This window comes from Nocardiopsis sp. JB363 (assembly GCF_900143625.1).
GTDB lineage: Bacteria > Actinomycetota > Actinomycetes > Streptosporangiales > Streptosporangiaceae > Nocardiopsis.
Map to the genome: position 1 here is coordinate 42,456 of NZ_FRFF01000122.1, position 24,556 is coordinate 67,011.

The 24,556-nt window shown below is 69.2% G+C and carries 23 protein-coding genes; 18 read left to right on the forward strand and 5 right to left on the reverse strand.

Annotated features, from left to right (window positions below; all coding sequences use genetic code 11):
- Window positions 1–45 precede the first annotated feature (45 nt).
- The 4 genes from BQ8420_RS17740 to BQ8420_RS17755 are packed head-to-tail and all read left to right on the forward strand — an operon-like array spanning window position 46 to window position 4,598.
- Entirely contained in the window at window positions 46–1,134 is a 1,089-nt protein-coding gene (locus BQ8420_RS17740) for an ABC transporter substrate-binding protein (RefSeq protein ID WP_087100243.1), read from the forward strand.
- The gene (locus BQ8420_RS17745) at window positions 1,124–2,659 is read left to right on the forward strand and encodes a sugar ABC transporter ATP-binding protein (protein WP_087100244.1); all 1,536 of its coding nucleotides are present in this window, start codon (window positions 1,124–1,126) and stop codon (window positions 2,657–2,659) included. The genes BQ8420_RS17740 and BQ8420_RS17745 overlap by 11 nt, the downstream gene beginning before the upstream one ends.
- Window positions 2,656–3,612 carry an ABC transporter permease gene (locus tag BQ8420_RS17750; RefSeq protein WP_087100245.1) on the forward strand — a complete coding sequence of 319 codons (957 nt, stop codon included), beginning with the start codon at window positions 2,656–2,658 and terminating at the stop codon, window positions 3,610–3,612. Before BQ8420_RS17745 ends, BQ8420_RS17750 begins: the two co-directional genes overlap by 4 nt.
- Window positions 3,609–4,598 (forward strand): ABC transporter permease, encoded by a 990-nt coding sequence (locus BQ8420_RS17755; protein WP_087100246.1) that lies wholly within the window; start codon window positions 3,609–3,611, stop codon window positions 4,596–4,598. Before BQ8420_RS17750 ends, BQ8420_RS17755 begins: the two co-directional genes overlap by 4 nt.
- On the opposite strand, the gene BQ8420_RS17760 is transcribed toward BQ8420_RS17755, so the two are convergent.
- On the reverse strand, window positions 4,595–5,383 hold the full coding sequence (locus BQ8420_RS17760) for a helix-turn-helix domain-containing protein (RefSeq protein ID WP_087100247.1): 789 nt from the start codon (window positions 5,381–5,383) through the stop codon (window positions 4,595–4,597). The genes BQ8420_RS17755 and BQ8420_RS17760 overlap by 4 nt on opposite strands.
- Before the next feature lie 153 nt (window positions 5,384–5,536).
- Between BQ8420_RS17760 and BQ8420_RS17765 the strand changes: the two genes are divergently transcribed.
- Window positions 5,537–6,388, forward strand: coding sequence for an LLM class F420-dependent oxidoreductase (locus BQ8420_RS17765; protein ID WP_087100248.1), 852 nt, complete (start codon window positions 5,537–5,539; stop codon window positions 6,386–6,388).
- 39 nt (window positions 6,389–6,427) lie between these two features.
- Here the strand turns inward: BQ8420_RS17765 and BQ8420_RS17770 are convergent, their stop codons facing one another.
- Entirely contained in the window at window positions 6,428–8,242 is a 1,815-nt protein-coding gene (locus BQ8420_RS17770; RefSeq protein ID WP_087100249.1) for a long-chain fatty acid--CoA ligase, read from the reverse strand.
- 215 nt (window positions 8,243–8,457) lie between these two features.
- Between BQ8420_RS17770 and BQ8420_RS17775 the strand changes: the two genes are divergently transcribed.
- Window positions 8,458–9,672, forward strand: coding sequence for an acyl-CoA dehydrogenase family protein (locus BQ8420_RS17775; protein WP_087100250.1), 1,215 nt, complete (start codon window positions 8,458–8,460; stop codon window positions 9,670–9,672).
- A 58-nt stretch (window positions 9,673–9,730) separates the two neighbouring features.
- Window positions 9,731–10,036 carry a hypothetical protein gene (locus BQ8420_RS17780; protein ID WP_087100251.1) on the forward strand — a complete coding sequence of 102 codons (306 nt, stop codon included), beginning with the start codon at window positions 9,731–9,733 and terminating at the stop codon, window positions 10,034–10,036.
- A gap of 15 nt (window positions 10,037–10,051) precedes the next feature.
- On the opposite strand, the gene BQ8420_RS17785 is transcribed toward BQ8420_RS17780, so the two are convergent.
- A complete protein-coding gene (locus BQ8420_RS17785) occupies window positions 10,052–10,771 on the reverse strand; it encodes a class I SAM-dependent methyltransferase (protein WP_087100252.1) in 720 nt (239 codons plus the stop codon).
- 178 nt (window positions 10,772–10,949) lie between these two features.
- Between BQ8420_RS17785 and BQ8420_RS17790 the strand changes: the two genes are divergently transcribed.
- From BQ8420_RS17790 to BQ8420_RS17835, 10 genes are all read left to right on the forward strand, one after another.
- Complete coding sequence (locus BQ8420_RS17790; RefSeq protein WP_087100253.1) at window positions 10,950–11,822, forward strand: xanthine dehydrogenase family protein subunit M; 873 nt, start codon at window positions 10,950–10,952, stop codon at window positions 11,820–11,822.
- A 2-nt stretch (window positions 11,823–11,824) separates the two neighbouring features.
- Window positions 11,825–12,328, forward strand: coding sequence for a (2Fe-2S)-binding protein (locus BQ8420_RS17795; RefSeq protein ID WP_087100254.1), 504 nt, complete (start codon window positions 11,825–11,827; stop codon window positions 12,326–12,328).
- A complete protein-coding gene (locus BQ8420_RS17800; RefSeq protein ID WP_087100255.1) occupies window positions 12,325–14,703 on the forward strand; it encodes an aerobic carbon-monoxide dehydrogenase large subunit in 2,379 nt (792 codons plus the stop codon). The genes BQ8420_RS17795 and BQ8420_RS17800 overlap by 4 nt, the downstream gene beginning before the upstream one ends.
- Before the next feature lie 34 nt (window positions 14,704–14,737).
- A complete protein-coding gene (locus BQ8420_RS17805) occupies window positions 14,738–15,640 on the forward strand; it encodes an XdhC family protein (protein ID WP_087100256.1) in 903 nt (300 codons plus the stop codon).
- Window positions 15,641–16,519 (forward strand): MoxR family ATPase, encoded by an 879-nt coding sequence (locus BQ8420_RS17810; protein WP_087100257.1) that lies wholly within the window; start codon window positions 15,641–15,643, stop codon window positions 16,517–16,519.
- Window positions 16,516–17,370, forward strand: a complete 855-nt coding sequence (locus BQ8420_RS17815) for an SRPBCC family protein (protein WP_087100258.1) — start codon at window positions 16,516–16,518, stop codon at window positions 17,368–17,370. The genes BQ8420_RS17810 and BQ8420_RS17815 overlap by 4 nt, the downstream gene beginning before the upstream one ends.
- The gene (locus BQ8420_RS17820) at window positions 17,354–18,553 is read left to right on the forward strand and encodes a VWA domain-containing protein (protein WP_235006338.1); all 1,200 of its coding nucleotides are present in this window, start codon (window positions 17,354–17,356) and stop codon (window positions 18,551–18,553) included. Before BQ8420_RS17815 ends, BQ8420_RS17820 begins: the two co-directional genes overlap by 17 nt.
- 89 nt (window positions 18,554–18,642) lie before the next feature.
- Window positions 18,643–19,011, forward strand: a complete 369-nt coding sequence (locus BQ8420_RS17825; protein WP_087100260.1) for a helix-turn-helix domain-containing protein — start codon at window positions 18,643–18,645, stop codon at window positions 19,009–19,011.
- Complete coding sequence (locus BQ8420_RS17830; RefSeq protein ID WP_087100261.1) at window positions 19,004–20,263, forward strand: HipA domain-containing protein; 1,260 nt, start codon at window positions 19,004–19,006, stop codon at window positions 20,261–20,263. The genes BQ8420_RS17825 and BQ8420_RS17830 overlap by 8 nt, the downstream gene beginning before the upstream one ends.
- Before the next feature lie 44 nt (window positions 20,264–20,307).
- Window positions 20,308–21,084, forward strand: coding sequence for a DUF1963 domain-containing protein (locus BQ8420_RS17835; RefSeq protein WP_235006339.1), 777 nt, complete (start codon window positions 20,308–20,310; stop codon window positions 21,082–21,084).
- A 33-nt stretch (window positions 21,085–21,117) separates the two neighbouring features.
- Here BQ8420_RS17835 and BQ8420_RS17840 read toward each other — a convergent pair whose 3' ends face one another.
- Together BQ8420_RS17840 and BQ8420_RS17845 are read right to left on the reverse strand one after the other, a co-directional pair.
- Window positions 21,118–22,581: a SulP family inorganic anion transporter gene (locus tag BQ8420_RS17840; protein WP_087100263.1), complete on the reverse strand. Its 1,464-nt coding sequence runs from the start codon at window positions 22,579–22,581 to the stop codon at window positions 21,118–21,120.
- Between the two features lie 127 nt (window positions 22,582–22,708).
- Window positions 22,709–23,278, reverse strand: a complete 570-nt coding sequence (locus tag BQ8420_RS17845; RefSeq protein WP_235006340.1) for a TetR/AcrR family transcriptional regulator — start codon at window positions 23,276–23,278, stop codon at window positions 22,709–22,711.
- A gap of 97 nt (window positions 23,279–23,375) precedes the next feature.
- Between BQ8420_RS17845 and BQ8420_RS17850 the strand changes: the two genes are divergently transcribed.
- Window positions 23,376–24,341, forward strand: a complete 966-nt coding sequence (locus BQ8420_RS17850; RefSeq protein ID WP_087100268.1) for an alpha/beta fold hydrolase — start codon at window positions 23,376–23,378, stop codon at window positions 24,339–24,341.
- The last annotated feature ends 215 nt before the right edge of the window (window positions 24,342–24,556 follow it).

Genomic DNA, 24,556 nt, shown 5'->3' on the forward strand with positions numbered 1-24,556 from the left:
GACCCACGGGCCGCCCCACCCCCCGACACACGGCGGAGAACGACCATGAACGAACAGCACCCCATCCGACCCTCCCTGCTCACCACCGTGGCCGTGTGCGCCGCCCTGACCCTGGTGGCCACCGGTTGCGCCCGGGGCGAGGACGACGCGGCGGCGCCCGCCTCCGACGGGGGCGGCGAGGGCCAGGCACAGGTCCTTGACGAGGCGGCCAGTGGCGACGAGACCTGTAGCGCGGCCGACCACGGCATCGAGGGGTTCGACCTGACCGACAAGAAGGTCGGGTTCTCCCAGTCCGAGGCGGAGTCCAACCCGTTCCGGATCACCGAGACGCAGTCGATCAAGGACGAGGCCGAGGAGCGCGGCGTCGACCTCATCACCTCCAACGCCCAGTCGGACTTCGCCCAGCAGATCAGCGACGTGCAGGACCTGATGTCGCAGGGCGCGGAGGTGCTCATCATCGCCCCGCTCAACTCCGACGGGTGGAAGCCGGTACTGGACGCGGCCGAGGCGGATTCGGTCCCGATCATCACCGTCGACCGGCCCATCAACGGCACCGCCTGCGCGGACTTCGTCACCTTCATCGGGTCGGACTTCGTGGAGCAGGGGCGACGGGCCGCCGACCAGATGATCGACACGCTCGGTGGGGAGGGCGAGATCGCGATCCTGCTGGGTGCGCCCGGCAACAACGTCACCACGGACCGCACCGACGGGTTCGTGGAACGGATCGAGGCCGAGGCGCCCGACGTCGAGATCGTGTTCGAGCAGTCCGGCGACTTCACCCGTGAGGGCGGCCAGTCGGTGACCGAGCAGCTCATCCAGTCGGAGCCGGACATCGACGGGATCTACGCGCAGAACGACGAGATGGGCATCGGCGCGGTGACCGCCCTCAACGGCGCGGGCAAGGAGCCCGGCGACGTCGCGATCGTGACCGTGGACGGCACCGAGGCGGCGGTGGAGCACATCGTCGACGGGTGGATCTCCGCGGTGGTGGAGTCGAACCCGCGATTCGGTCCGCTGGCGTTCGAGGCCGCCGAGGCGTTCGGCGCCGGTGAGGAGGTCGGGACGAACCTGATCATCACCGACCGCGAGTACGACGCCGCCAACGCCGAGGAGGAACTCTCCAATGCCTACTAGTCCGGTCCTGGACACCCGTGGGCTGACCAAACGGTTCCCGGGTGTCCTGGCCCTGGACGGGGTGGACTTCGCGTTGCGGCCCGGTGAGGTGCACGCCCTGGTCGGCGAGAACGGCGCCGGCAAGTCGACCCTGATCAAGGTGCTGACGGGGGTGTACCGACCCGACGACGGGGAGCTGTGGCACCACGGCGAACCCGCCCGTTTCACGACCCCGTCGCACGCGCAGCGGGCCGGGATCGCCACCATCTACCAGGAGGTCGACCTCCTGCCGCTGCTGAGCGTGGCCCGCAACCTGTACCTGGGGCGCGAGCCCAAACGGTTCGGGCTGATCGACTTCGCGCGCATGCACCACGAGGCAGCCGAGACGCTGCGCGGCTACGGGGTGGACGTGGACGTGCGCCGCCGGCTCGGTTCGCTGTCCATGGGCGCCCGGCAAATGGTGGCGTTGGCGCGCGCGGTCTCGGCCGAGGCCCGCGTGGTCATCATGGACGAGCCCACGTCGTCGTTGGAACCCCGCGAGGTCGAGACCCTGTTCGGGGTGATCGAGTGGTTGCGCGGGCGCGGCGTGGCCGTGGTGTACGTGAGCCACCGATTGGACGAACTGTACCGGGTGTGCGACCGGGTGACCGTGCTGCGGGATGGCCGGCTGGTGCACACCGGAGCGATGGCCGACCTGAGCCGGTTGCGGTTGGTGTCCTTGATGCTGGGCCGGGACATGGAACGGGTGGAGCGCGAGGGCGCCACCACCTTCTCCGGTGAACGTGAGGCGTGGGCCGGCACCCCGGCGCTGGAGGCCGAGGGCCTCACCGCCCGGCACCGGTTGCACGACGTGTCGTTGACCATCCGTCCCGGCGAGGTCGTCGGGCTCGGCGGGTTGTTGGGGTCCGGGCGCACCGAGACGGCGAAGGCGATCGCCGGGGCCCTGCCGCTGGACTCGGGGAGCGTGTCGGTGGTGGGGACCCGGCTCAAGCGCGGGGCGTCCGTTCCGGCGGCGATCCGGGCCGGGGTGAGTCTGCTGCCGGAGGACCGCAAGCACGAGGGCATCGTGCCGGGGCTGTCCATCCGGGAGAACATCGCGCTGGCCGCGATGCCCCGGCTCAGCCGGTTCGGCCTGGTGTCGGAGAAGCGGGTGGACGAGGTGGTGCGGGTGTTCATGGAGCGCCTGCGCGTCAAGGCCGTGAGCCCGCATCAGAAGGTGGAGGAGCTGTCCGGCGGCAACCAGCAGAAGGTGCTGTTGGCGCGCTGGCTGGCGCTCGCCCCCAAGGTGCTGCTGCTCGACGAACCCACGCGCGGGATCGACGTGGGCGCCAAGGCGGAGGTGCAGCGGTTGGTGGACGAGCTCGCCGAGGAGGGGCTGGGCGTGCTGCTCATCTCCTCGGACCTGGAGGAACTGGTGGAGGGCGCCGATCGTGTGGTGGTGCTCAAGGACGGTGCCGTGGTGGGCGAGCTGGAGGGCGCGGAGGTCACCGAGGACGCCCTGATGGCGGCGATCGCCCAGGGGCCGGGCGGGGGTGATGGACGGTGAGACTCGATACCTTGCCCCGGGTGGACGGGGAGCGGGCGCTGCACCTGCTGCGGGACTACGGCGTGTACGTGGGTGTGACGCTGATCGTGCTGTTCAACATCGCGTTCACCCCCCACTTCCTGTCGTTGGAGAACTTCCGTACCCAGGCCGTGCAGGTCGCCCCGGTGCTGATCGTGGCATTGGGCATGGCCTTGGTGATCGCCACCGGCGGCATCGACCTGAGCGTCGGTTCGGTGATGGCGCTGTCGGCCGCGGTGATCTCCCTGTACCTGGGGTACGGGCCGATCGTGGCGGTGCTCATCGCGATCGTGGTGGGCGCGCTGGCCGGGACGATCAACGGCGTGCTCGTGGCGTTCTTCGGGATCCAGGCGATCATCGCGACCTTGGCGATGATGATCGGCGGCCGGGGGTTGGCCCTGGTGTTGTTGCCGCAGCTGGACGGGATCCGCAGCCCGGGGCTGCGGGCCCTGGGTTCGGGGTCGTTCCTGGGCGTGCCCTACCTGGTGTGGATCGCGGCGCTGCTGGTGGTGCTGGTGGCGTTCCTGGTCAGGCGCACCGTGTTCGGGCGGCGGCTGGTCGCCGTCGGTGGGAACCGGCGCGCGGCCGAACTGTCCGGGCTACCGGTACGCCGGGTGCTGCTGGGCGTGTACGCGCTGTGCGGCGCCCTGGCGGCCGTGGCCGGGGTCCTGGTGACCGCCCGGTTGCAGGCGGCCGACCCCAACTCGGTGGGCGTGCTCATCGAGCTGTCGGCGATCACCGCGGTGGTGGTCGGCGGCACCCCGCTGACCGGGGGGCGGGTGCGGATCGCCGGAACGGTGGCCGGCGCGGTGCTGATGCAGCTGCTGGTGGCCACGTTGATCAAACACGACCTGCCGCCGTCGTGGACGCAGATGGCGCAGACCGCGGTGATCATCGCCGCCGTCTACCTGGCCCGGGATCGGGGGAGGACATGATCACCACGTCGAAGGAAGCACCGACCGCCTCGATCCCCTGGCGGGACCTGGCGCAACGGCACGGTGCCCTGCTGGTGTTGTTACTGGTGGTGGCGGTGGCCGGGATGACCTTGGACGGGTTCCTGACCCTGGGCAATCTGAACCGGGTGCTGGTGAGCGCCTCGTTCCTGGCGATCATCGCGCTGGGCATGACGTTCGTGATCATCACCGGCGGGATCGATCTGTCGGTGGGCACGGTGTTCGCGCTCGGCGGGGTGTTGGCGGCGTGGGCGTCCCAGTACGGGAGCCTGGCGCTGTTGGCGTTGCCGCTGGTGGTGTGCGGGCTCATCGGTCTGCTCAACGGGGTGCTGATCGCCCGGGCGGGGTTGGCCCCGTTCATCGTGACCCTGGCGACCATGCTGGGCGCGTGGGGGCTGATGCTGTCGGTCTCCGACGAGGGCAACACCACCTACCTGGTGCCGGAGGGTCTGGTGTTGGCCCCGCTGGTGCACGGCCGGCTCTTCGACGTGCTGGGGTACTCGTTCCTGCTGGTCGTGGCGGTGTACGTGGTGGGAGGCCTGGTGCTGCGTCGCACCACGGCCGGCCAGCACGTGTACGCGGTGGGCGGCGACGAACGGACCGCCGCGCTCATGGGTGTCCCGGTGGCGCGCACCAAGATGGCCGTGTACACGCTCTCCGGGCTGTGCGCGGGCGCGGCGGGCGCGCTGAACGCCGTGTGGTTGGGCTCGGGTGTGACGATCTTCGGGATCGGCATCGAGTTGCAGGCCATCTCCGCAGTGGTGATCGGCGGGACCCTGCTGACCGGTGGATACGGGTTCGTGGCCGGCACCCTGGCCGGCGTGCTCCTGCTCGGCGTCATCCAGAACATCATCAACGCGGTCGGCACGCTGACCTCCGCCTTCCAGGAGGTCGTCAGCGGGTTGTTCCTGATCGCTGTGGTGTTGGTCCAGAGCCGACTGAGCGGTGGTGGACGAGGAGGTCCCTAGGAGGCGCCCTCGGGGGCGGGCAGCACGGACAGGTCCCGTTCGGTGACCAGTCCGAAGTGCAGTGCCTTCTCGGTGAGCGTGTCCACCCGCCAGTCCTGCCCCTGGCGGGCGTCCTCCGGCTCCACCCGGAACTTGCTCTTGAGCAGGTAGTCGATGTGGGAGTTGACCGCCGCCTTGGACAGCTTCAGCCGTTCGGCGACCTGGTGCTGGGTGGGCGTGTACCGGGTGCCCGGGTCGCGCAGGCGGGGTTCGCAGAAGGCCGCCAGCACCCGGTAGTAGGTGTGCAGACGGTCGATCCGGAAGCTGCGGATATCGGTGCGTTCGGCGTGGGTGTCGGTGGTATCGGCCTCCACGAACGGTTCCCCGGAGGGCACCAGCACGCTGCTGCACGCGGCGGGCGCCATCACCAGGAATCCGTGCTCGCCCTGGCCACCGGGGACGAGCACCCGGGAGGTCTCGAAGGGCACCAGCATGCCCTGGGTGTGCGGCGGGACCTGGACGAACCCGGCGAGCCGTTCGGTGTTCTCCACGACGTAGGACTTGGTGGGGCTGAGGTTGCTGATCCGCCAGTGGTCTCCGTGCGAGACGATTTCGCCGGCCACCCGCGAGACGGCCCGGTCTCCCTCGGCCAGCGGGATGTCCACCTGGCGGTTGCGACCGCCACGTCCGAAGGTGCGGGCCTCCCCCGTCTCCAGGTGGTGGGTGTCCATGGGGGTGGCGCTGTCGTAGTCCTGTTGGACCGTGATGATCTGCTCGGGACCGTCGGGTGAGGGGAACACGTTCATGTGCCGTCTCCAGGGGGCGAGGGGAACCGCACGGGGGCAGAGAACCCAAGAATACTGCGTCCCCCTTGGGACGACGCGGGTTTCGCCGAGACCCCGAGGCGGATACCGCCGTAGGTTGGTGAACGCACGGATCGGACGATGACGGGAGGACCCTTGGGTTCGGACGCGACACCGGTGAAGTTGGGGCGGCACGGGGTGTGGCTGCCACAGCAGGAGATCAACGAGGACGTGGCCGCCGAGATCGAACGTCTGGGTTTCGGGACCCTCTGGGTCGGCGGTTCGCCCTCCTCGGAACTGGAGCCGGTGGCGACCGCGTTGGCGGCCACGTCCCGGCTGGCGGTGGCCACGGGCATCGTCAACATCTGGGCCTCTCCCGCGGAGGAGGTCGCCGACTCCTACCTCAGGATCGAGGACGCCTACCCGGGGCGGTTCCTGCTGGGGATCGGCGCGGGCCACCGAGAGGCCAACGGCCCCGAGGCGATCAAGCCCCTCCAAGGCATGCGCGAGTACCTGGACGTGCTGGACCGCAAGGGGGTGCCTCGCGAGCGCCGAGTGCTGGCGGCGTTGGGGCCGAAGATGCTGGGGTTGAGCGCCGAGCGAGCCGCGGGGGCCCACCCGTACCTGGTTCCCCCGGCCCACACACGTGAGGCCCGAGAGGAGTTGGGCGAGGCTCCGCTGCTGGCCGTGGAGCACAAGGTGGTCCTGGGCGAGGACAAGGCCCGGACCAGGGCGGCAGCCCGTGACGGGATGTCCTTCTACCTGAAGTTGCGCAACTACGTCGCCAACCTGGAACGGCTCGGGTTCAGCGAGTCGGACCTGAGCGACGACGGCAGCGACGCTCTCATCGACGACCTCGTGGCCCAGGGTTCGGCGCGGGAGGTGGCCGCGGCGCTGACCGCGCACCTGACCGCGGGGGCCGACCACGTGGTGGTGCAGCCGCTGCCGGGCGAGTACGACCGACTCGGCACCCTGGCGCGGCTGGCCCCGCCGCTCGTGGGCGGCTGAGCGCCGGGCCCTGGAAGGATCCCTTCCAGGGCCCGAATGTCAGTCCTCGTAGAGGGCGTCGATCTCGTCGGCGTAGCCCTCGGCCACCACACGGCGGCGCAGCTTGAGTGAGGGGGTCAGCTCACCGGTCTCCGGCCCCCACTCCCGTGACAGCACCCGGTACCGCTTGATCTGTTCGGCGCGGTTGAGGCGACCGTTGGCCGCCGTCACGGCCTCTTCGATCTCGGCGATGACCTCCGGGTGAGTGGTCAACTCCTCCCCCTGCGCCTCGATGCCCTTGGAGGCGGCCCACAAGGGGGTCAGTTCGGGGTCGAGCACGATGAGCGCCACCAGGTAGGGCCGACCGTCCCCGTGGGCGAAGGCCTGTCCGACCAGCGGATGTTCCTTGAGGGTGTTCTCCACCAACGCCGGTGACACATTCTTGCCGCCGGAGGTGACGATGAGTTCCTTCTTCCGGTCGGTGATCCACAGGAAGCCGTCCTCGTCGACGCGGCCGACGTCGCCGGTGGCGAACCAGCCTTCGGCATCGGTGTCGGGGCGGATCGACCCGTCCGGGCCCAGGTAGCCCTCGAAGACGGAGGCGCCGCGCAGGAAGACCTCCCCGTCCTCGCCCAGGCGCATCTCGACGCCGGCGATGGGACGACCCACCGAGCCGAGCCGGAAACCCCCGGCCTCGGGCACGTTCATGGTGGCCACACCCACGGACTCGGTGAGACCCCAGACGTCCATGATCACGATGCCGAGGGAGGCCCAGAAGCGGACCACGTCCAAGGGCAGGGGCGCCGAGGCACTGGAGGGAAGGATCACCCGGTCCAGCCCCATCTTGGCCAGGAGCGGTTCGAGGACCGTGGAGTAGGCCCGTCGGTAGCGCTCTTCCAGTTCGGCGGGGACCTCACCGTCGCGTTCGAGCCGTTCGACGTGTTCGGTGGCGACCGCGCGGGCCTGGTCGATGGCGGTGCGTTTCTCTTCGGGCAGGGTGGCCAGGACCGCTTGGACCGCTCCGGTGAACTTCTCCCACACGCGGGGCACCCCGAGGAAGTGCGGGGGTCGTACCTGTGGCAGGACCCCGACCACCGCGGTGGGGTCGGCGCACATCCACACGTGGGAGACGCGCACCAGCGGCATGTACACACTCAGCATGCGCTCGGCGATGTGCGCCAGCGGCAGGTAGCAGACGTGGGCGGGGAACTCGGGGAACTCCAGGGCCGAGTCCAGGGCGTGGGTCTGGGCCAGGACCCGTCGGTGCGAGATCGCCACGCCCTTGGGGTCCCCGGTGGTGCCGGAGGTGTAGACGACGGTGACGAGGTCGTCCGGGGTGAGGTCGCGCCAGCGGTCGGCGGCCCCGGAGGGTGTGGCCTCGGTGAGGGTGGCGTAGGGGGTGTGCCCGCGGTCGGGGTCGGCGCCCTCGACCACGACGAGTCGTTCCAGGGCGGTGTCGGGGTCCTTGAGGAGGGTCTCCCAGTGGGCGGCCGTCTCCGTGTTCTCGACGATGGCGACGCGGGCCCGGCTGTGTCGGGCGATGTGGGTGATCTGTTCGGGGGCGGAAGTGGAGTAGACGGTGGTCGGAACGGCGCCGGCCTGGACCAGGGCGAGGTCGGAGAGCCAGTGTTCGGGCCGGTTGCCCATCATGATCAGCGCGTGGTCGCCGGGTCGGACGCCGAGGGAGGCGTATCCCTCGGCCAGGGCGACGACGGTGTCGTGGGTCCGCGCCCAGGTCAGGGTGGTCCAGTCGGTGGCCCCGGGGTCGCGCCAGGAGAGGGCCGGGCGATCGGGGTGATTGCGTGCGTTGCGCAGGAGGAGTTCGGGGAGAGTGCGGTTCGTGGGGGTGTCCGCGGTGCCGGGAACGGAGGTCATGTGTACTCCTGGGGGCGGCTTCCTCGATATGTGACCTAGGACACAGGAAAGCCTAGCCCTTTCGGATTCCAAGGGAAAGCACCTGCCTTTTCGGCGACCGTCGCCCCTCGGGGCGCCGCAACCCTGGACAATCCGGAAAGCGAAGTGCTACTCATGGGTAACATAGATGCGTAACCGCCGGTAACACCCCTGCCCGACCCCAAGGAGCCACCCCCATGTCCGACTTCTCCCTGCAACTTCCCGAAGAGATCAGCGACGTCCGGGATTGGACCCACGGGTTCGCCAAGGACGTCATCCGCCCCGCCGGGGCCGAGTGGGACGAACGCGAGGAGACGCCCTGGCCCATCATCCAGGAGGCCGCCAAGATCGGCCTGTACTCCCTGGACTTCTTCGCCACCCAGGCCTTCGAGGAGAGCGGTCTGGGCATGGTCGTGGCCATCGAGGAAATGTTCTGGGGTGACTCCGGCATCGGCCTGTCCATCATGGGCACCGGCCTGGCCGCCGCCTCCCTGAGCGCGACGGGCACCCCCGAGCAGATCGGTGAGTGGGCGCCGCAGATGTTCGGCACCCCCGACGACGTCAAGCTCGGCGCGTTCTGCGCCTCCGAGCCCAACGCCGGCTCCGATGTCTCCGCCATCAAGACCCGTGCCGTCTACGACCAGGCCAAGGACGAGTGGGTCATCAACGGCGTCAAGACCTGGGCGACCAACGGTGGCATCGCCGACGTCCACATCGTGATCGCCACCATCGAACCCGAACTGGGTTCGCGCGGGCAGGCGTCGTTCATCATCCCGCCGAACACCCCGGGCCTGTCCCAGGGCCAGAAGTTCAAGAAGCACGGCATCCGCGCCTCGCACACCGCCGAGGTCGTCCTCGACAACGTGCGCGTGCCCGGATCCTGCCTGGTCGGCGGCAAGGAGAAGCTCGACGAGCGACTGGCCCGCGCCAAGGAGGGCAAGCGCTCCAAGGGCCAGGCCGCCATGAAGACCTTCGAGACGACCCGTCCCGTCGTGGGCGCGATGGCGGTCGGCACCGCCCGCGCCGCCTACGAGTACGCCCGCGACTACTCCGTCCAGCGCGAACAGTTCGGCAAGCCCATCGGCGACAACCAGGGCGTGGCCTTCCTGCTGGCCGACATGGCCACCCGCGTCGACGCCGCCCGGCTCCTGGTCTGGCGCGCCGCGTGGATGGCCCGCAACGGCAAGGACTTCGACAACGCCGAAGGCTCCATGAGCAAGCTCTACGCCTCCGAGACGGGCACCTTCGTCACCCAGAACGCACTGCGCATCCTGGGCGGCAACGGCTACACCCGCGAGTACCCGGTGGAGCGCTGGCACCGCGACGCCACGATCTACACGATCTTCGAGGGCGCCAGCGAGATCCAGAAGCTCATCATCGGCCGCAGCGTCACCGGCCTGCCCGTCCGGTAGGGGCCCATGGGTGAGAGCGGACGTGACCGGGTAGGCGCGGACCAAGGAGGTGAGTTCGATGTCCGCGTTCTCCGCGCTCGTCCCGCTGATCATCATCGCCGTGATCGTCATCGCCATCTTCCTGGTGCTGGGCATCTTCTACGTGGTCCAACGTCAGGCGGAGAAGGCCGTCCGCTCTCCCGAGTACTGGGACGAGAAACCGAACGGGCGCACGTATCCGACCGGCTGGGGTGAGGGGCCCACGGTCTCCGGGCCCGCGGAGGGCTACCAGGACCGTCCCCAGGACGCGCCCCAGGATCCGCCACGGGACCCACCACGTGACGAGCGCTTCCCAAGGGATCAGGGGGAACCTCCCGAGGGCTGACCCGCCAGGGGCCTCTCAGGCCGCGCGGGCGACGGTGACGATGTTCCGGCTCGTGTCGGTCAACGGCCCCCGACCCCAGTCCCCGTAGCGCTCGACCGTCGCGAAACCGGTCTCGGCGAGCAGCGCGTCGATCTGCGTCGCGTCCAGGAAGCGCAGGGTGGAACGGTCCACCCGTAGGGCCTCCCCTCCCCGGATCGCGGTGGTCTCGGTGAAGGTGACGCGCCCGTCGGCCACTTCCTCCACCCGGTGTTCCACGCGCACCTCGCGCCCGTGATGGTCGACCACCTCGGCGGCGTTCTCCGGCCGCCACCGCTCCCATCCCCGGTCCGAGGGGTTGCGGGTGCCGAACACGAAGCCTCCGCCCTCCCGCAGCGCCGCCCGGATCGCGGCGAGCGACTCGCGAAGTTCGGCGTCGGTGACCAGCACCTGGAAGGCGTTGCTCGCCATGAACGCCAGGTCGAACTCCCCATCGAAGGCCATGCCGTCGGCGCGACCCTCGACCCACTCCGCGTCCTTTCGCGTCCGTGCCCGACGGAGCGAGGCCGTGTCCGGGTCGACCCCGCACAACCGGCCGGTGTGCCCTTCCCGACGGGCGCGATGCAGCATCATCCCGGTCCCGCACCCCACGTCGAGCACGGCGTCGGCGGCCATGACGTGGGACAGGTAGAAGTCGTCGGAGGGCGCCCAGGGGTTGAGCACGTCGTAGAGTGCGGCGGCGTCGTCGTCGGAGTACATGCCGCGCAGTCTCAACGACCATCCGGCCCAGCGCAACGGATTTTCGGCCGCGCCCCATCATCCACTCCTTTCACACCGCCCCCTGCCACCTCGGTGATTAAGCGAAACCTTAGGTCGGCGTTGACCGCCGAACACAAAGCGGTGTGCACTGCCTCACACACGATGTGAAGGAGTACGCATGCAGGTCCCGGCACCGTTCGAATACGAACGCGCGACCAGCGTGGACCACGCGATCGGTCTGTTGGACCGTTTGGGCGAGTCCGCGCGGTTGGTCGCGGGCGGCCACAGTCTGCTGCCGATGATGAAGCTCCGGCTCACCGACCTGGAGTACCTCATCGACATCAACGAGCTCCACGGCGAGCTCGGGTACATCCGGGTCGAGGCCGACGAGGTGCGGATCGGAGCGATGACCAGGCACCGGGAACTCCTGGAGTCCACGGAACTGGCGGAGATCTTCCCCGTCTTCGCCGAGGCCGAGAAGGTCATCGCCGACCCCCTGGTGCGCAACCGCGGCACCCTGGGCGGTTCGCTGTGCCAGGCCGATCCCTCCGAGGACCTGTCCGCCGTGTGCGGGGCTCTGGGGGCGGTCTGTGTCATCCGAGGCACCGACGGCGAACGCCTGGTCCCCATGACCGAGTTCCATGTCGGCCCCTACGAGACGGCCGTCGGCCACGGCGAGATGCTCGTCGAGGTCCGCTTCCCGGTCAGGCCCGGCGGGTCCAGCGCGTTCGAGAAGGTGGAACGTCGTGCCGGCGACTGGGCGGTGGCCGCGGTGGCCGCCGCCGTGTGGCTGGACGACGGTGTCCTCACCGACGCCCGGCTGGGGCTGACCGCCGTCGGCGCGAACACCGTCGCGGTCGAAGGGATCGCCGAGGCCCTGCGCGGTCAGGCCCCTTCCGAGGACCTCTACGCACGGGCGGGCGAGATCGCCGCCGCGGCCTGCGCGCCCACCACCGACAGCCGGGGCAGCGCCGAGTACAAGCGCCACCTCGTCAAGGAACTCACCCGACGGACGCTGCGCCGCGCCGTCGCAGGGACCGGGAGGGCCTGAACATGCGCGTCACCATGACCGTCAACGACGAAGAGGTCAGCGGGGAGATCGAGAGCCGGCTCCTGCTGGTGCACTTCCTGCGCGACCACCTGAGCCTGACCGGCACCCACTGGGGTTGCGACACCAGCAACTGCGGCGCGTGCACGGTGTGGATGGACGACGAACCCGTCAAGTCCTGCACCGTGCTCGCGGCGATGGCCGACGGCCGCAAGGTCCGCACCGTCGAGGGGCTCGCCAAGGGCGAGGAACTCGACCCGGTGCAGCAAGGGTTCATGGAGTGCCACGGCCTCCAGTGCGGGTTCTGCACCCCCGGGATGATGATGACCTCCCGCGCCCTGCTGGACCGCAACCCCGACCCGTCGGAGCAGGAGATCCGCGAGGCGATCTCCGGTCAGATCTGCCGCTGCACCGGCTACGCCACGATCGTGCGTTCGGTGCGCTGGGCGGCCGAACACGAGGCGAACGGCTGCCCGGCCCACGGTTCCACGCAGGAGGAGGTCCGATGACCGCGGTGAACGACCACGAGACCGTCGACAAGAAACCGCTCGGCCACGGCCGGATGCTCCGCAAGGAGGACCCCCGGTTCGTGCGCGGGCGCGGTCGCTACGTCGACGACGTCCAACTGCGCGGCATGCTGCACCTGGCGATCCTGCGCTCCCCCGTGGCGCACGCCCGCATCGTGTCGGTGGACACCAGCGCCGCCGAGGCTCATCCCAAGGTGAAGGCCGTGGTGACCGGCGAGGCGCTGGCGGAGAAGGGTCTGGCGTGGATGCCGACCCTGTCCAACGACGTGCAGGCGGTCCTGGCCACCGACAAGGTGCGCTTCCAAGGTCAGGAGGTCGCCTTCGTGGTGGCCGAGGACCACTACTCGGCGCGCGACGCGCTGGAGCTCATCGACGTCGAGTACGACCTGCTCGACCCGGTCGTGAACGCCCGTAGCGCCCTGGCCGAGGGCTCCCCGGTCATCCGGGACGACCTGGAGGGCAAGGCCGACAACCACGTCTTCGACTGGGAGACCGGTGACGAGGCCGCCACGGAGGCCGTGTTCGCCAAGGCCGACGTGGTGGTCACCGAGGACATCGTGTACCCGCGCGTGCACCCCTCCCCCATGGAGACCTGCGGTGCGGTCGCCGACTACGACTCGGTGGAGGGCCGACTGACGCTGTGGTCCACCACCCAGGCGCCGCACGCCCACCGCACCCTGTACGCGATGGTGGCGGGGCTGCCCGAGCACAAGATCCGGGTGATCTCCCCCGACATCGGCGGCGGGTTCGGCAACAAGGTGCCGATCTACCCCGGGTACGTGTGCGCGATCGTGGCGTCGTTGGTGGTCGGCAAGCCGGTCAAGTGGATGGAGGACCGGTCCGAGAACCTCATCAGCACCGGTTTCGCCCGCGACTACATCATGCGCGGCGAGATCGCGGCCACCCATGACGGCCGCATCCTGGGCATCCGCACGAACGTGCTCGCCGATCACGGGGCGTTCAACGCCCAGGCCGCGCCGACCAAGTACCCGGCGGGCTTCTTCGGGGTGTTCACCGGCAGCTACGACATCGAGGCCGCGCACGCCAAGATGACGGCGGTGTACACGAACAAGGCGCCGGGCGGTGTGGCCTACGCGTGTTCCTTCCGGATCACCGAGGCCGTGTACCTGGTCGAACGCCTGGTGGACTGCCTGGCGTACGAGCTTGAGGCCGACCCGGCGGAGCTGCGCTCCCAGAACCTGATCCAACCGGACCAGTTCCCGTACACCACCAAGACCGGGTGGGTGTACGACTCCGGCGACTACGAGCCCACCCTGCGCGAGGCGATGCGCATCGCCGGCTATGACGAGCTGCGCGCGGAACAGGCCGAGAAGCGCGCCCGGGGCGAGTTGATGGGCATCGGGCTCTCCTTCTTCACCGAGGCCGTCGGCGCGGGCCCGCGCAAGAACATGGACATCCTGGGTCTGGGCATGGCCGACGGCTGTGAACTGCGGGTGCACCCCACCGGCAAGGCCGTGGTGCGGCTCTCGGTGCAGTCCCAAGGGCAGGGCCACGAGACGACGTTCGCGCAGATCGTCGCCGAGGAGATCGGCATTCCGCCGGACGACATCGACGTCGTGCACGGCGACACCGACAACACCCCGTTCGGGCTCGGCACCTACGGCAGCCGGTCCACCCCGGTGTCGGGCGCGGCCGCCGCCATGGTCGCCCGCAAGGTGCGCGACAAGGCGCGGATCATCGCCTCGGGCATGTTGGAGGCCTCGGTCACCGACCTGGAATGGACCAAGGGCTCGTTCGCCGTCAAGGGCGACCCGGAGCGTTCGGTGACCATCCAGGAGATCGCGCTGCGCGCCCACGGCGCCGGTGACCTGCCCGACGGGATCGAGGGCGGCCTGGAGGCGCAGGTCTGCTACAACCCGGAGAACCTCACCTACCCGCACGGCGCCTACATCTGCGTGGTGGACATCGACCCGGGGACCGCGCAGGTCAAGGTGCGCCGGTTCATCGCGGTCGACGACTGCGGGACCCGCATCAACCCGATGATCATCGAGGGCCAGGTGCACGGCGGTCTGACCGACGGGGTCGGGATGGCGTTGATGGAGATGATCTCCTTCGACGAGGACGGCAACTGCCTGGGCGGTTCCTTCATGGACTACCTGCTGCCCACGGCGTTGGAGGTCCCCGGCTGGGAGACCGGGTACACGGTGACGCCGTCGCCGCACCACCCGATCGGTGCCAAGGGCGTGGGCGAGTCCGCGACCGTGGGTTCGCCGCCGGCGGTGGTCAACGCGGTCGTGGACGCGCTGAAGCCGTTCGGGGTGCGCCACGCCGACATGCCGCTCACCCCCTCCCGGGTGTGGGACGCCATGAACGGTCGGGCAAAGCCCTCGTTCTGAGGTGTGGGAAGAAAACAGGAAAGGGGGCCACGTGATGGCCGCCGTTGACGTGTCCGGGCGCGGCCGTGAGCTGCTCGCCGGCAGAGTGCCGTTCGTCGAGGCGACCGTGGTGCGGGCCCAGGTGCCCGCCTCGGTCCGGCCGGGGGACGGTGCGATCGTCCTCCAGGACGGTTCCATCGAGGGTTTCGTGGGCGGGCAGTGCGCCCAGGGTTCGGTGCGTGAGGCCGCCCTGGGGGCCATCCGCGACCGACGCAGCGTACTGCTGCGGGTGTTGCCGGGTGAGGGCGAGCCCTTCCCGGAGACCCCCGGCGCGCACGTGGTGGTGAACCCGTGTCTGTCCGGGGGCGCCCTGGAGATCTTCCTCCAGCCTCGACTGCCGGATCCGGTGGTGGGGGTCGTGGGCGAATCCCCCATCGTGTCGGCGCTGCGCGAGATGGCCCCGCCCCTGGGGTTCGTCGTGGAGTCGGGGGCCGGTACCGAGGTGGTGGCGGGTGCCACGGCCGTGGTGGTGGCCAGTCACGGCGGTGACGAGGCCGCGGTGATCCGCTCCGCCCTGGACGCCGGGGTGGGATTCGTGGGGCTGGTGGCCTCGCGCAAACGCGGCGCCGCCGTGCTGGATTCCCTTGAGTTGAGCCACTGCCAACGCGATCGGGTGCACGCGCCGGTCGGGTCGGACATCGGCGCGAGCACCCCGGCGGAGATCGCGCTGTCGATCCTGGCCCAGCTGGTGCGGGAGGTCCGGGTGAACGGGCTGACCGCCCCGCAGGCTCCGGCTTCCGAGGAGACGACGCGGACCTCGGCCCCGGTCACGGCGGTGGACCCGGTGTGCGGGATGACCGTCACCGTGGGCCCCACCACCCCGCACCTGGAGGTCGACGGCCAGGACGTGTGGTTCTGCTGCCCGGGCTGCCGGGACCGCAAGGCGGCGGAGGGCTAGATGCTCGACGCCGACGAGGTCCGGTGGCGGCTGGACACCCAGGACCACCTGGTGGACGAGGGCACCGCCACCGCCCTGTCGCTGGCGATGACCCTGGGTCGCCCCCTGCTGTTGGAGGGCGAACCCGGGGTCGGCAAGACCGCCGTGGCCAAGGCCCTCGCCCGGGTCCTGGACACCCCGTTGATCCGGTTGCAGTGCTATGAGGGTCTGACCGCAGGTGAGGCCCTCTACGAGTGGAACCACCAGCGGCAACTGCTCGCGGTCCGGCTCGCCGAGTCGCGCGGGGAACGGTTGGCCGACGACGACCTGTTCACCGAACGGTTCCTGCTGGACCGGCCGATCCTACGAGCGGTCCGCCACCGGGGGCCGATTCCTCCGGTACTGCTGATCGACGAGGTCGACCGCGCCGACGACGAGTTCGAGGCGCTGCTGTTGGAGTTCCTGGGCGAGGCGTCGGTGACCGTGCCCGAGCTGGGCACCTTCACCGCCGAGCACCCGCCCCTGGTGGTGCTCACCTCCAACCGCAGCCGCGACCTGCACGACGCCCTGCGCCGGCGCTGCCTCTACCACTGGATCACCTACCCCGAACCCGAGCGGGCCGCGGCCATCCTGCGCCGACGGGTCCCCGGAGCGAACGCCGCGCTGGTGGCGTCCGCGACCGAGTTCGTGGGACGGGTCCGGGAGCTGGAACTGGACAAGGCTCCCGGACTGGCCGAGACCATCGACTGGGTGTCGGCCCTGGGCGCCCTGGGTGTGACCGACCTGGTCCGCGACGACATCGTGCGCAGCCTGTCCGCACTCATCAAGACCCCCGACGACCACGACACCGTGGTATCGACACTGACCCCTGCCGGGACCCGAGCGGAGACGACCACATGAGGATCGACAACGAGTTCACCGTCGACGCACCCATCGAACGGGTGTGGGACCTGTTCACCGACGTGGAGGAGCTCGCCCCGTGCATGCCGGGGGCGCAGCTGACCGGCGTGGAGGACGGGGTCTACTCCGGGAAGGTGAAGGTGAAGGTCGGGCCGGTGGTGGCCGCCTACAAGGGCACCGCCCGGTTCGTGGAACGCGACGACGAGGCGCACCGCGCGGTCGTGGAGGCCTCCGGGCGGGCCGACCGGGGCGCGGGCAACGCCGCGGCGACCGTCACGGTCCGGCTGGCGGAGACCGAGGCCACCGGGCGCACCGCCGTGACGGTCGAGACCGACCTGAAGATCACCGGAAAGCTCGCCCAGTTGGGCGGTGGGATGATCAAGGACGTTTCGGAACGTCTGCTGGGGCAGTTCGTGGAGAGGGCGGAGGAAAAGCTCGCCGCCCTCGACACCACGGAGGCTGACGGTATGACGGAAGACAAGGACCGGAACGGCGAGGGACCGGAGTCGACTTCGCACATGTCCGGCGGTGCCCACATGTCGGGCGGCGGCCACATGAGCGGGGGCGCGCACATGTCCGGCGGTGACCAGATGGCCGGCAGCGGCCCCCTGTCCGACGAGAAGAACGAGAGCGACGGCGGTGGCAGTGGCGGGCCCGATTCGAAGGCCCCCACGGTGGCGGGCGCTTCGACGGTTCCGACCGCGCCGACCAAGCGGACCATCGACGGACCCGAGGCCGCACCGGTGGACCTGATGGCGGTCTCCGGTGGCGGCAGGCTCCTGTGGCCGGCGATCGCCGTGGTGGCGGCGCTGGCGGTGGGGTTCCTCATCGGCTATGCCGTCTTCGGCTGAGCCCGCCGCCTCCCCGCTGCCGGGGGTGGACCGGGCGGCGTTCGCGGTCGCCTTCACCGAACGGTTGCGCGCCCGTGGGGCGCGGGTGGACCTGGACGCGGCGGGCACCTTGGCGCGTGCGCTGGCCGTGCGGCTTCCCGACGACGTCGGGGAGCTGTACTGGACGGCCCGGGTGTGCCTGGTGCGTCGGTCGGAGGACCTGGCGCGCTTCGACGCGGTGTTCGCCGACGCCTTCGAGGGCGGGGTGCCGCGCGCGGAGACCACCCCGGCCCCGTCCTCCCTACGGGTGCGCGACGCCTCCCCCGGAACCTCCGGCGGCGACGAACCCGAGGGGGCGGCTTCGGGCGGGCTGCCGTGGACGACCCTGTCGTCTTCCGGGGAGTCCGACGACGACGAGGAGTCCCACGAGCTTCCCGAGCTGTCGCCCAGTGCTCTGGAGGCCCGGGCCGAGGAACCCTTCGAGCGGCTCTCCGACGCGGAGGTCGCACTGTTGGGCGAGTGGCTGGCGACGCTGTGCCCCGACCCTCCCCGCCGACGCACCCGTCGGCGAGCCCGGGGCGGGTCCGGGGGCAAGGTAGCGCTGCGGGCCACCCTGGCGCGGGCCCGGCGCACCGGATGGGAACCGCTCACCCTGGTGCGGGAACGCCCCCGGAAGCGACCGCGCCGCGTGGTGGTGCTGTGCGACGTCAGCGGGTCCATGCGCGCCCAGGCCGCCGTGCACCTGCACCTGGCGCGCGCCCTCACCTCGCTGATGGAGACCGAGACCTTCACCTTCGGGATCCGAACGACCCGTCTGACGCCGCTGCTGCGTCGAGGCACCGTGGAAGACGCGGTGGCCAGGGTGACCGAGGCGGTGACGGACCGGTTCGGCGGCACGCGGATCGCCGCGAGCCTGCGCGAGCTGCTCGCCTCCCGCCACGGCGCCCTGCTGCGCGGTGCGGTCGTGGTGGTGCTCTCCGACGGTTGGGACAGCGACCCGGCCGAGTCGATGACAGCGGCCATGACGCGGCTGCGTCGCCGCGCCCACCGGATCGTGTGGGCCAATCCCAGGGCGGCGGCTCCGGGCTTCACCCCGTCGACGGGCGGAATGTCCGCGGCCCTGCCCCACTGCGACGCGCTGCTGCCCGCGCACAGCTTCACGGCCCTGCGCGAGGTCATCGAGGCCGTCACCACCGAAAGATGAACCGTCACCGGCCTTGAACGAGGACAACGGCGGCTTGTCCTCGTTCGAGGACAAAAGTACAATGTCCTTGAACGAGGACAAGGAGGTTCATGGTGGCCGAGAGCATCATCACCGGGTGGACGAAACTGGGCAGCCTGGTTCGCGACACGCGTCTCGCTCGCGGACTGAGCCAGGCGAACCTGGCGACCCGGGCCGGCGTCGCCCGTTCCTGGCTGGCCCGAGTCGAAGCCGGGCACCGTGGCGCCGAACTGGAGCAGCTGTTCCGGCTACTGGACGCCCTCGACCTCACACTGACCCTCCACGACTCCGAGGGGCCCACGGACCGGGAAACGGCGGCGATGAACCGCCCGGAGACGCCACGCACGGCGAGGCCCACGAGCAACGACACGGGCAGCGCGGCTCGCAGGTCCGCCTGGGACCTGGCCGCCCGCAAGGTCAAGGAGCGCGAGAGTGACTGAACGACTGCTGGTGCTGTTGGCAGGCGAGGTGATCGGGCACCTGGAGCGCAGGACCGAATCAGACGATCCGACGTTTTCCTACACCGCCCGATACGTCAGCGTCGGCGACGTGGCGCTATCCGCGAAGCTGCCCCTTCGTGGGGAAGTTCATCCGACCGGCAAGGTCAAGCCGTTCTTGTTCGGGTTGCTTCCCGAGAACGCGCAGGCACGCGCGGCATCGGCCGCCCGTTACGGCGTCCATATGGACGACGCCTTTGGTCTCCTGGCGGGCATCGGCTGGGATTGCGCGGGAGCCGTGCAGTTCTGCCGAGAAGAGGACTTGGCGGAACTCCGGAACCGCACCGGTGACCACAGGCCGATCAGCGAGACACAGATCGCCGACCGCATCCGGGAACTGATCGGAGGCGAGCCCTCCTGGACCATGCCGGGGGAACATTGGTCCCTGGGCGGTCAACAAGAGAAATTCGCCCTCGCCCGGATCAACGGCGAGTGGCACACCGCTCATGGCAGTTCGGCCACCACACACATCTTCAAGCCGGGGATCAAAGAACTTCACCACCAGGCCTTGATCGAACACGTGACGATGCGAGCGGCCGCGTCGGTGGGCGTCGACATCGCTCACAGCACCTTCACCCGGTTCGACGATCAATGGGCCATCGTGGTCGAGCGCTTCGACCGCGTCGTACAAGGGGAGTACGTCCAACGGCTGCATCAGGAGGACTTCGCACAGGCCTGCGGGCGCATGCCCGAGTACAAGTACGAAGACAGAGGAGGACCACAACTGACGGACATGATGCGGGTGGCCAAACGCGAGACCACTGACCTCGATGACGCCCGCCGAGCTCTGGCGGACTTCTTGATCGTCAATCTGGTTGCCGGCGCCCCCGACGGCCACTCCAAGAACATCTCCCTGCTCCGTGCCCCCGACGGGAATCGGGTGGCGCCGTTGTACGACTTGGCCACCGGTCTGGCCTACGACGCCGAAAACGTCGATCGGTCCGTCGCTCTATCCATCGGTGGTCAACGGAATCCCTCTCGTATCAGACGGCATCAGTGGGAGAAGGCGGCGAGAACGCTCGGGTTGGAAGCGGACCTGCTGATCGAGCGCACATCGATGATGGCCGAAGCCTTCCCGGACGCGTTCGAGGATTCCTTGTCCGAACTCCAGGAGGTCCCCGGTATCGACGAGTTGCGCGAGCGAGCCCTGCCTCGGTTGAAGGAACACTCGCGAAAGGTGCTGGAGCGGCTCTGAGGGGCAACGGTGAAAAGTCGTAGCCGTACGGCAGGATCCCCGCCATGGACGAATTTCAGGCCTATCGCGACGCGGCACGCGCGGACGGCGTACCCGAGCACATCATCGACCTGGGGTTGAGCTTCGCCCGCCCTCGCATCGAGTTGAGCGCCGAGAGCGAAGGTGGCGGGAACCTCGCGGGAACCTACGGAGGCCACCCTCGGCTTCCCCCCGACATCGACTGGGACGGCTATCCGCACTTCTTCGCCTCGCTCGACTGCGCGGCCCTACCTCAGGACGTACTCGACTTCCCCCTGCCCCGAGACGGGGAGCTGTTGTTCTTCGCCGACAAACATGACGGTGAAGACAACAGCGAAGGCCGCGTGATCCATGTGCCGGCAGGTACCGCCACTGTCGAGCGGTTTTTCCAGTATGACGAAGAAGAGTACGATCCGTCTCCCTATACGGAGCCGCACCCCATATACGCACGGCGATTCTGGGACATGCCGACGAGCTACGACGAAGTGGTCATCGCCGCCGACCCGGAAAGGAGCCGGCTGTACAGAGAACACGATCTGGATGATTACCAGCAGGGTCATGAGGTGTGGAGATACGACCTCACTCTGGGTGGACACGCCTTTTCTCCTCAGGACCCGCCCCTCCCCAACACTCCACCGGACGAGAAGGGTGAAGAGTGGCTCCTCCTGGCCCAGGCCCAGCACCAGCTGGGTTACTTCCCCGAATTCACCACGGTCCACTTCTGGTTCATTCGACGTTCCGACCTGGAAGAGGGTGATTTCGCAAACGTCAAGGTGGAAACCTTTTCCTCTCCCCCGCCCTGACGAGCACGCGTGACCGGAAGGTGCCGGCTCGGATCAGCCGAGTGTTCCGGTGAGGCGGCGGTGGAAGTGGGTCGAGTTCTCGTCCAGGCCGGTGAAGCGCACGTCGACGCCTCGGTCGGCGTACTTGGTCTGCACCGAGTCGAGGGCGGCGACCGTCGAGGCGTCCCAGATCTGCGCCGCCGAGAAGTCGACGGTGACCGACTCCGGGTCCTCCGCGTAGGAGAACTGCTCGACCAGATCATTGCTGCTGCCGAAGAACAGGGGGCCGCGCACGGTGTAGACGACCGACTCCGTCTCCGCGACGCGCTCGACGGTGACCACGTGCGCGACCCGGCGAGCGAACAGCACCATCGCGAGCAGTACGCCCACGCCGACACCGATGGCGAGGTTGTCCGTCGCGACCACGACCGCGACGGTGACGAGCATGACACTCGTCTCCGAGCGCGGCATCCGCTTGAGCGTCGAGGGCCGCACGCTGTGGAAGTCGATGGTGGAGACGGCGACGACCATCATCACGGCGGCCAGGGCGACCATGGGGATCCGCTCCATGACGTCCGACAGCACGGTGACCAGGGCCAGGAGCACGACCCCGGCGACGAACGTGGAGATGCGGGTGCGGGCGCGGCCGAGCTTCACGTTCACGACGGTCTGGCCGATCATGGCGCAACCGGCGATGCCGCCCCAGAAGCCGGCGAGGATGTTCGCGACACCGAGCGCCCATGACTCACGGCCCTTGTCGGACTTGGTATCGGTGATGTCATCCACGAGTTTGGCCGTGAGCAGGGTCTCCATGAGACCGACGAACGCGACGCTGAGCACCGTCGGCCCGATGATGCGCAGCGTTTCGAGGTTGAGCGGCACGAGCAGCGGAGTGACTCCGGGCAGCCCGCCGCCGACGGCGCCCTGGTCGCCCACGGTCGGAATCGCCATGTGGGCGACCATCGCGATCGAGGTGACGACGATGATCGCGATCAGGGGAGCGGGCACCGCCTTCGTGAGTCGGGGCAGGCCGATCACGATGAGGAGCGTGAGCGCGAACATCGGGTAGACGAGCCATGGCACGCCGATCACGTGCGGCAGCTGAGCGGCGAAGATGAGGATGCCCAGCGCGTTGACGAAGCCGATCATGACCGACCTCGGAATGAAGCGCATGAGCCGGGCCAGGCCCGTGACGCCGAACAAGATCTGCACGAGGCCGGCGAGGATCACGGTCGGCAGCAGGTATTCGGCGCCGTGCTCGTGGACGAGCGGCGCGACCACGAGGGCGACGGCGCCGGCCGCCGCCGTGATCATGGCGGGACGACCACCCAGGATCGACATCGACACGGCGAGCACGACGGAGGCCATGAGGCTGACCTTCGGATCGACGCCCGCGATCACCGAGAACGCGATCACCTCGGGGATGAGCGCGAGGGTCGTCACGATGCCGGCGAGTACTTCAGTGGTGAGAAGGCGCGGTCGACGAAGGACCTGAGAAGCCGTGGGAGATTCGGTCACCGGACAACCCTATGTGAGGGCCATGGGTCCTTTTATGTGAGAAGCATCGCTACCGGCGCAATCATCGAACAATGGGCACGCAATTCAGGAAAATGCCATTTACGGAGCCAAGAAAATATCGCCTGTTTCAGTCGGTGCGGCGACATCCGACGAGTAGGCGGGCCACCATGGCGCGGGCGTCCTCCCCGCCATAGCCGGGGCCGAGGATGCACAGGTTCCCGATCCCGCGCATGAGCGTGTACGGGGTGACGTCCGGATCGATCTCACCCGCCGCCACTCCGGCGTCGATCAGTGATCCGCAAGCGGGGACGAGCTCGTCGAGCATGAGGGCGTGCAGGCTCTGCGAACTCGAATCCTCGGACTGGAGCGCCGCGCCCAGCCCGTGCTTGGTCACGAGGAACTCCACGAACGCGTCGACCCAACGCGAGAGTGCTTCGCTCGGAGCGATCGACGCTCCCAGGAGCCGCGGGGCCAGCGCGGCGCATTCCTCGATCTGGTGCCGGTACACGGCGATGACCAGTTCCGCCCGGTTCGGGAAGTGACGGTAGACGGTGCCCACCCCGACCTCGGCGCGGTAGGCGATGTCGCGGATGGGCGCGTTCACCCCCTGCTCCACGAACACGGCCGCCGCAGCGGCCAGGAGGGTCTTGCGGGTGCGTTGCGCTCCCGCCGCTCGCACACCGATCGGCTCGGTCACTTCTCTCCCCTTGCTCGCGGAACTATGTTCCGCTAAATTGACGGAACTATGTTCCGCCAAATCCGGCAGGACCGCCCCCTCGGAAGAGAGCACCCTTATGCCTATCAACCACTCCGAACAGCAGCTCATCACGGTCAGGCCCATCATCGTTCCCGTGGCCGGCCGCGAGATCGAACTGCGAGTGAAGGTCACCGCACCGGCGTCCGGAGAGGACCTGCCCGTCATCGTGTTCTCGCACGGTAACGCCTGGTCGATGGACGGCTACGGGCCACTCGTCGACCGGTGGGCGGCGGCGGGTTTCGTCGTCGTGCAGCCGACCCACCTCGACTCCCGCCGACACGGCATCGGGTTCGACGATCCCAGGTTCGGCACCATCTGGCGGACCCGGATCACCGATCTGCACGCCATCATCGACGACCTCGACGGTGTCCTGGCCCGCGCGGGAGGGTTGAACACCCAGGCCGACCTCGATCGCGTGGCCGTCGTCGGACACTCCTGGGGCGGCCAGACCGTCGGCACCCTGCTCGGCGCCCGTGTGTTCGACGCCGAAGGCAACCCGGGCGAGAGCTTCGCCCATCCGGGGATCAAGGCCGGTGTGCTCATCGCGGCGGCCGGAACCGGAGACAGCCTCACCCCGTTCGCCGCCGAGCATCTGCCGTTCATGCGTCCGGACTACTCCACCATGACCGCGCCGGCGCTCGTCATCACCGGTGACAAGGACCAATCGGCGATGTCCACCCGGGGGCCGGACTGGTTCACCGACGCCTACAGGCTCTCCCCCGCTCCCAAGAGGCTGCTCACCGTCATCGACGGCGAGCACACCCTCGGCGGTGTCGCCGGTGAGGCGGTCGCCGAGACCAGCGACGAGGACCCGGCCCGCGTCGCCTTGGTCGCGGACGCCGTCTCCGGCTACCTCCTCGACGTGTTGGGGCTCGACCCCGCCCCTTGGAAGGAATTCGTCGACGAGGCTGCTGCCGACGGCGACGCTTACCAGGTCGAGAGCAAGGAAAAGGAGCAGGACAAGGAGCAGGTCACGGTCGGCGTGGATCAGAGCGATTCCTGAGCAATCGAGGTCACCACGCGCGTCGGCACACCCCAACCCGACTTCCAGAAATCGGTGAAACAAGCGTCCCGGCTGTGCGCGTCTCGGGGAGAGGTTTGTGGTTTTTGGTGTGGTGCACCTCGGACGGAGAACTCTAGAGATAGCTCTAGGGAGATCGGGCGAGTATCGGGTGGGTTGGTGGGGCGCCTGGGGTCGTGTTCCTTGGGGTGCTCTGG

Bases quoted from the DNA above. Each gene is read 5' to 3' on its own strand.
- BQ8420_RS17740 (WP_087100243.1), top strand. From the start codon at position 46: ATGAACGAACAGCACCCCATCCGACCCTCCCTGCTCACCACCGTGGCC.
- BQ8420_RS17745 (WP_087100244.1), top strand. From the start codon at position 1,124: ATGCCTACTAGTCCGGTCCTGGACACCCGTGGGCTGACCAAACGGTTC.
- BQ8420_RS17755 (WP_087100246.1), top strand. From the start codon at position 3,609: ATGATCACCACGTCGAAGGAAGCACCGACCGCCTCGATCCCCTGGCGG.
- BQ8420_RS17760 (WP_087100247.1), bottom strand. From the start codon at position 5,383: ATGAACGTGTTCCCCTCACCCGACGGTCCCGAGCAGATCATCACGGTC.
- BQ8420_RS17770 (WP_087100249.1), bottom strand. From the start codon at position 8,242: ATGACCTCCGTTCCCGGCACCGCGGACACCCCCACGAACCGCACTCTC.
- BQ8420_RS17775 (WP_087100250.1), top strand. From the start codon at position 8,458: ATGTCCGACTTCTCCCTGCAACTTCCCGAAGAGATCAGCGACGTCCGG.
- BQ8420_RS17780 (WP_087100251.1), top strand. From the start codon at position 9,731: ATGTCCGCGTTCTCCGCGCTCGTCCCGCTGATCATCATCGCCGTGATC.
- BQ8420_RS17785 (WP_087100252.1), bottom strand. From the start codon at position 10,771: ATGTACTCCGACGACGACGCCGCCGCACTCTACGACGTGCTCAACCCC.
- BQ8420_RS17790 (WP_087100253.1), top strand. From the start codon at position 10,950: ATGCAGGTCCCGGCACCGTTCGAATACGAACGCGCGACCAGCGTGGAC.
- BQ8420_RS17795 (WP_087100254.1), top strand. From the start codon at position 11,825: ATGCGCGTCACCATGACCGTCAACGACGAAGAGGTCAGCGGGGAGATC.
- BQ8420_RS17800 (WP_087100255.1), top strand. From the start codon at position 12,325: ATGACCGCGGTGAACGACCACGAGACCGTCGACAAGAAACCGCTCGGC.
- BQ8420_RS17805 (WP_087100256.1), top strand. From the start codon at position 14,738: ATGGCCGCCGTTGACGTGTCCGGGCGCGGCCGTGAGCTGCTCGCCGGC.
- BQ8420_RS17810 (WP_087100257.1), top strand. From the start codon at position 15,641: ATGCTCGACGCCGACGAGGTCCGGTGGCGGCTGGACACCCAGGACCAC.
- BQ8420_RS17815 (WP_087100258.1), top strand. From the start codon at position 16,516: ATGAGGATCGACAACGAGTTCACCGTCGACGCACCCATCGAACGGGTG.
- BQ8420_RS17820 (WP_235006338.1), top strand. From the start codon at position 17,354: ATGCCGTCTTCGGCTGAGCCCGCCGCCTCCCCGCTGCCGGGGGTGGAC.
- BQ8420_RS17825 (WP_087100260.1), top strand. From the start codon at position 18,643: ATGGTGGCCGAGAGCATCATCACCGGGTGGACGAAACTGGGCAGCCTG.
- BQ8420_RS17835 (WP_235006339.1), top strand. From the start codon at position 20,308: ATGGACGAATTTCAGGCCTATCGCGACGCGGCACGCGCGGACGGCGTA.
- BQ8420_RS17850 (WP_087100268.1), top strand. From the start codon at position 23,376: ATGCCTATCAACCACTCCGAACAGCAGCTCATCACGGTCAGGCCCATC.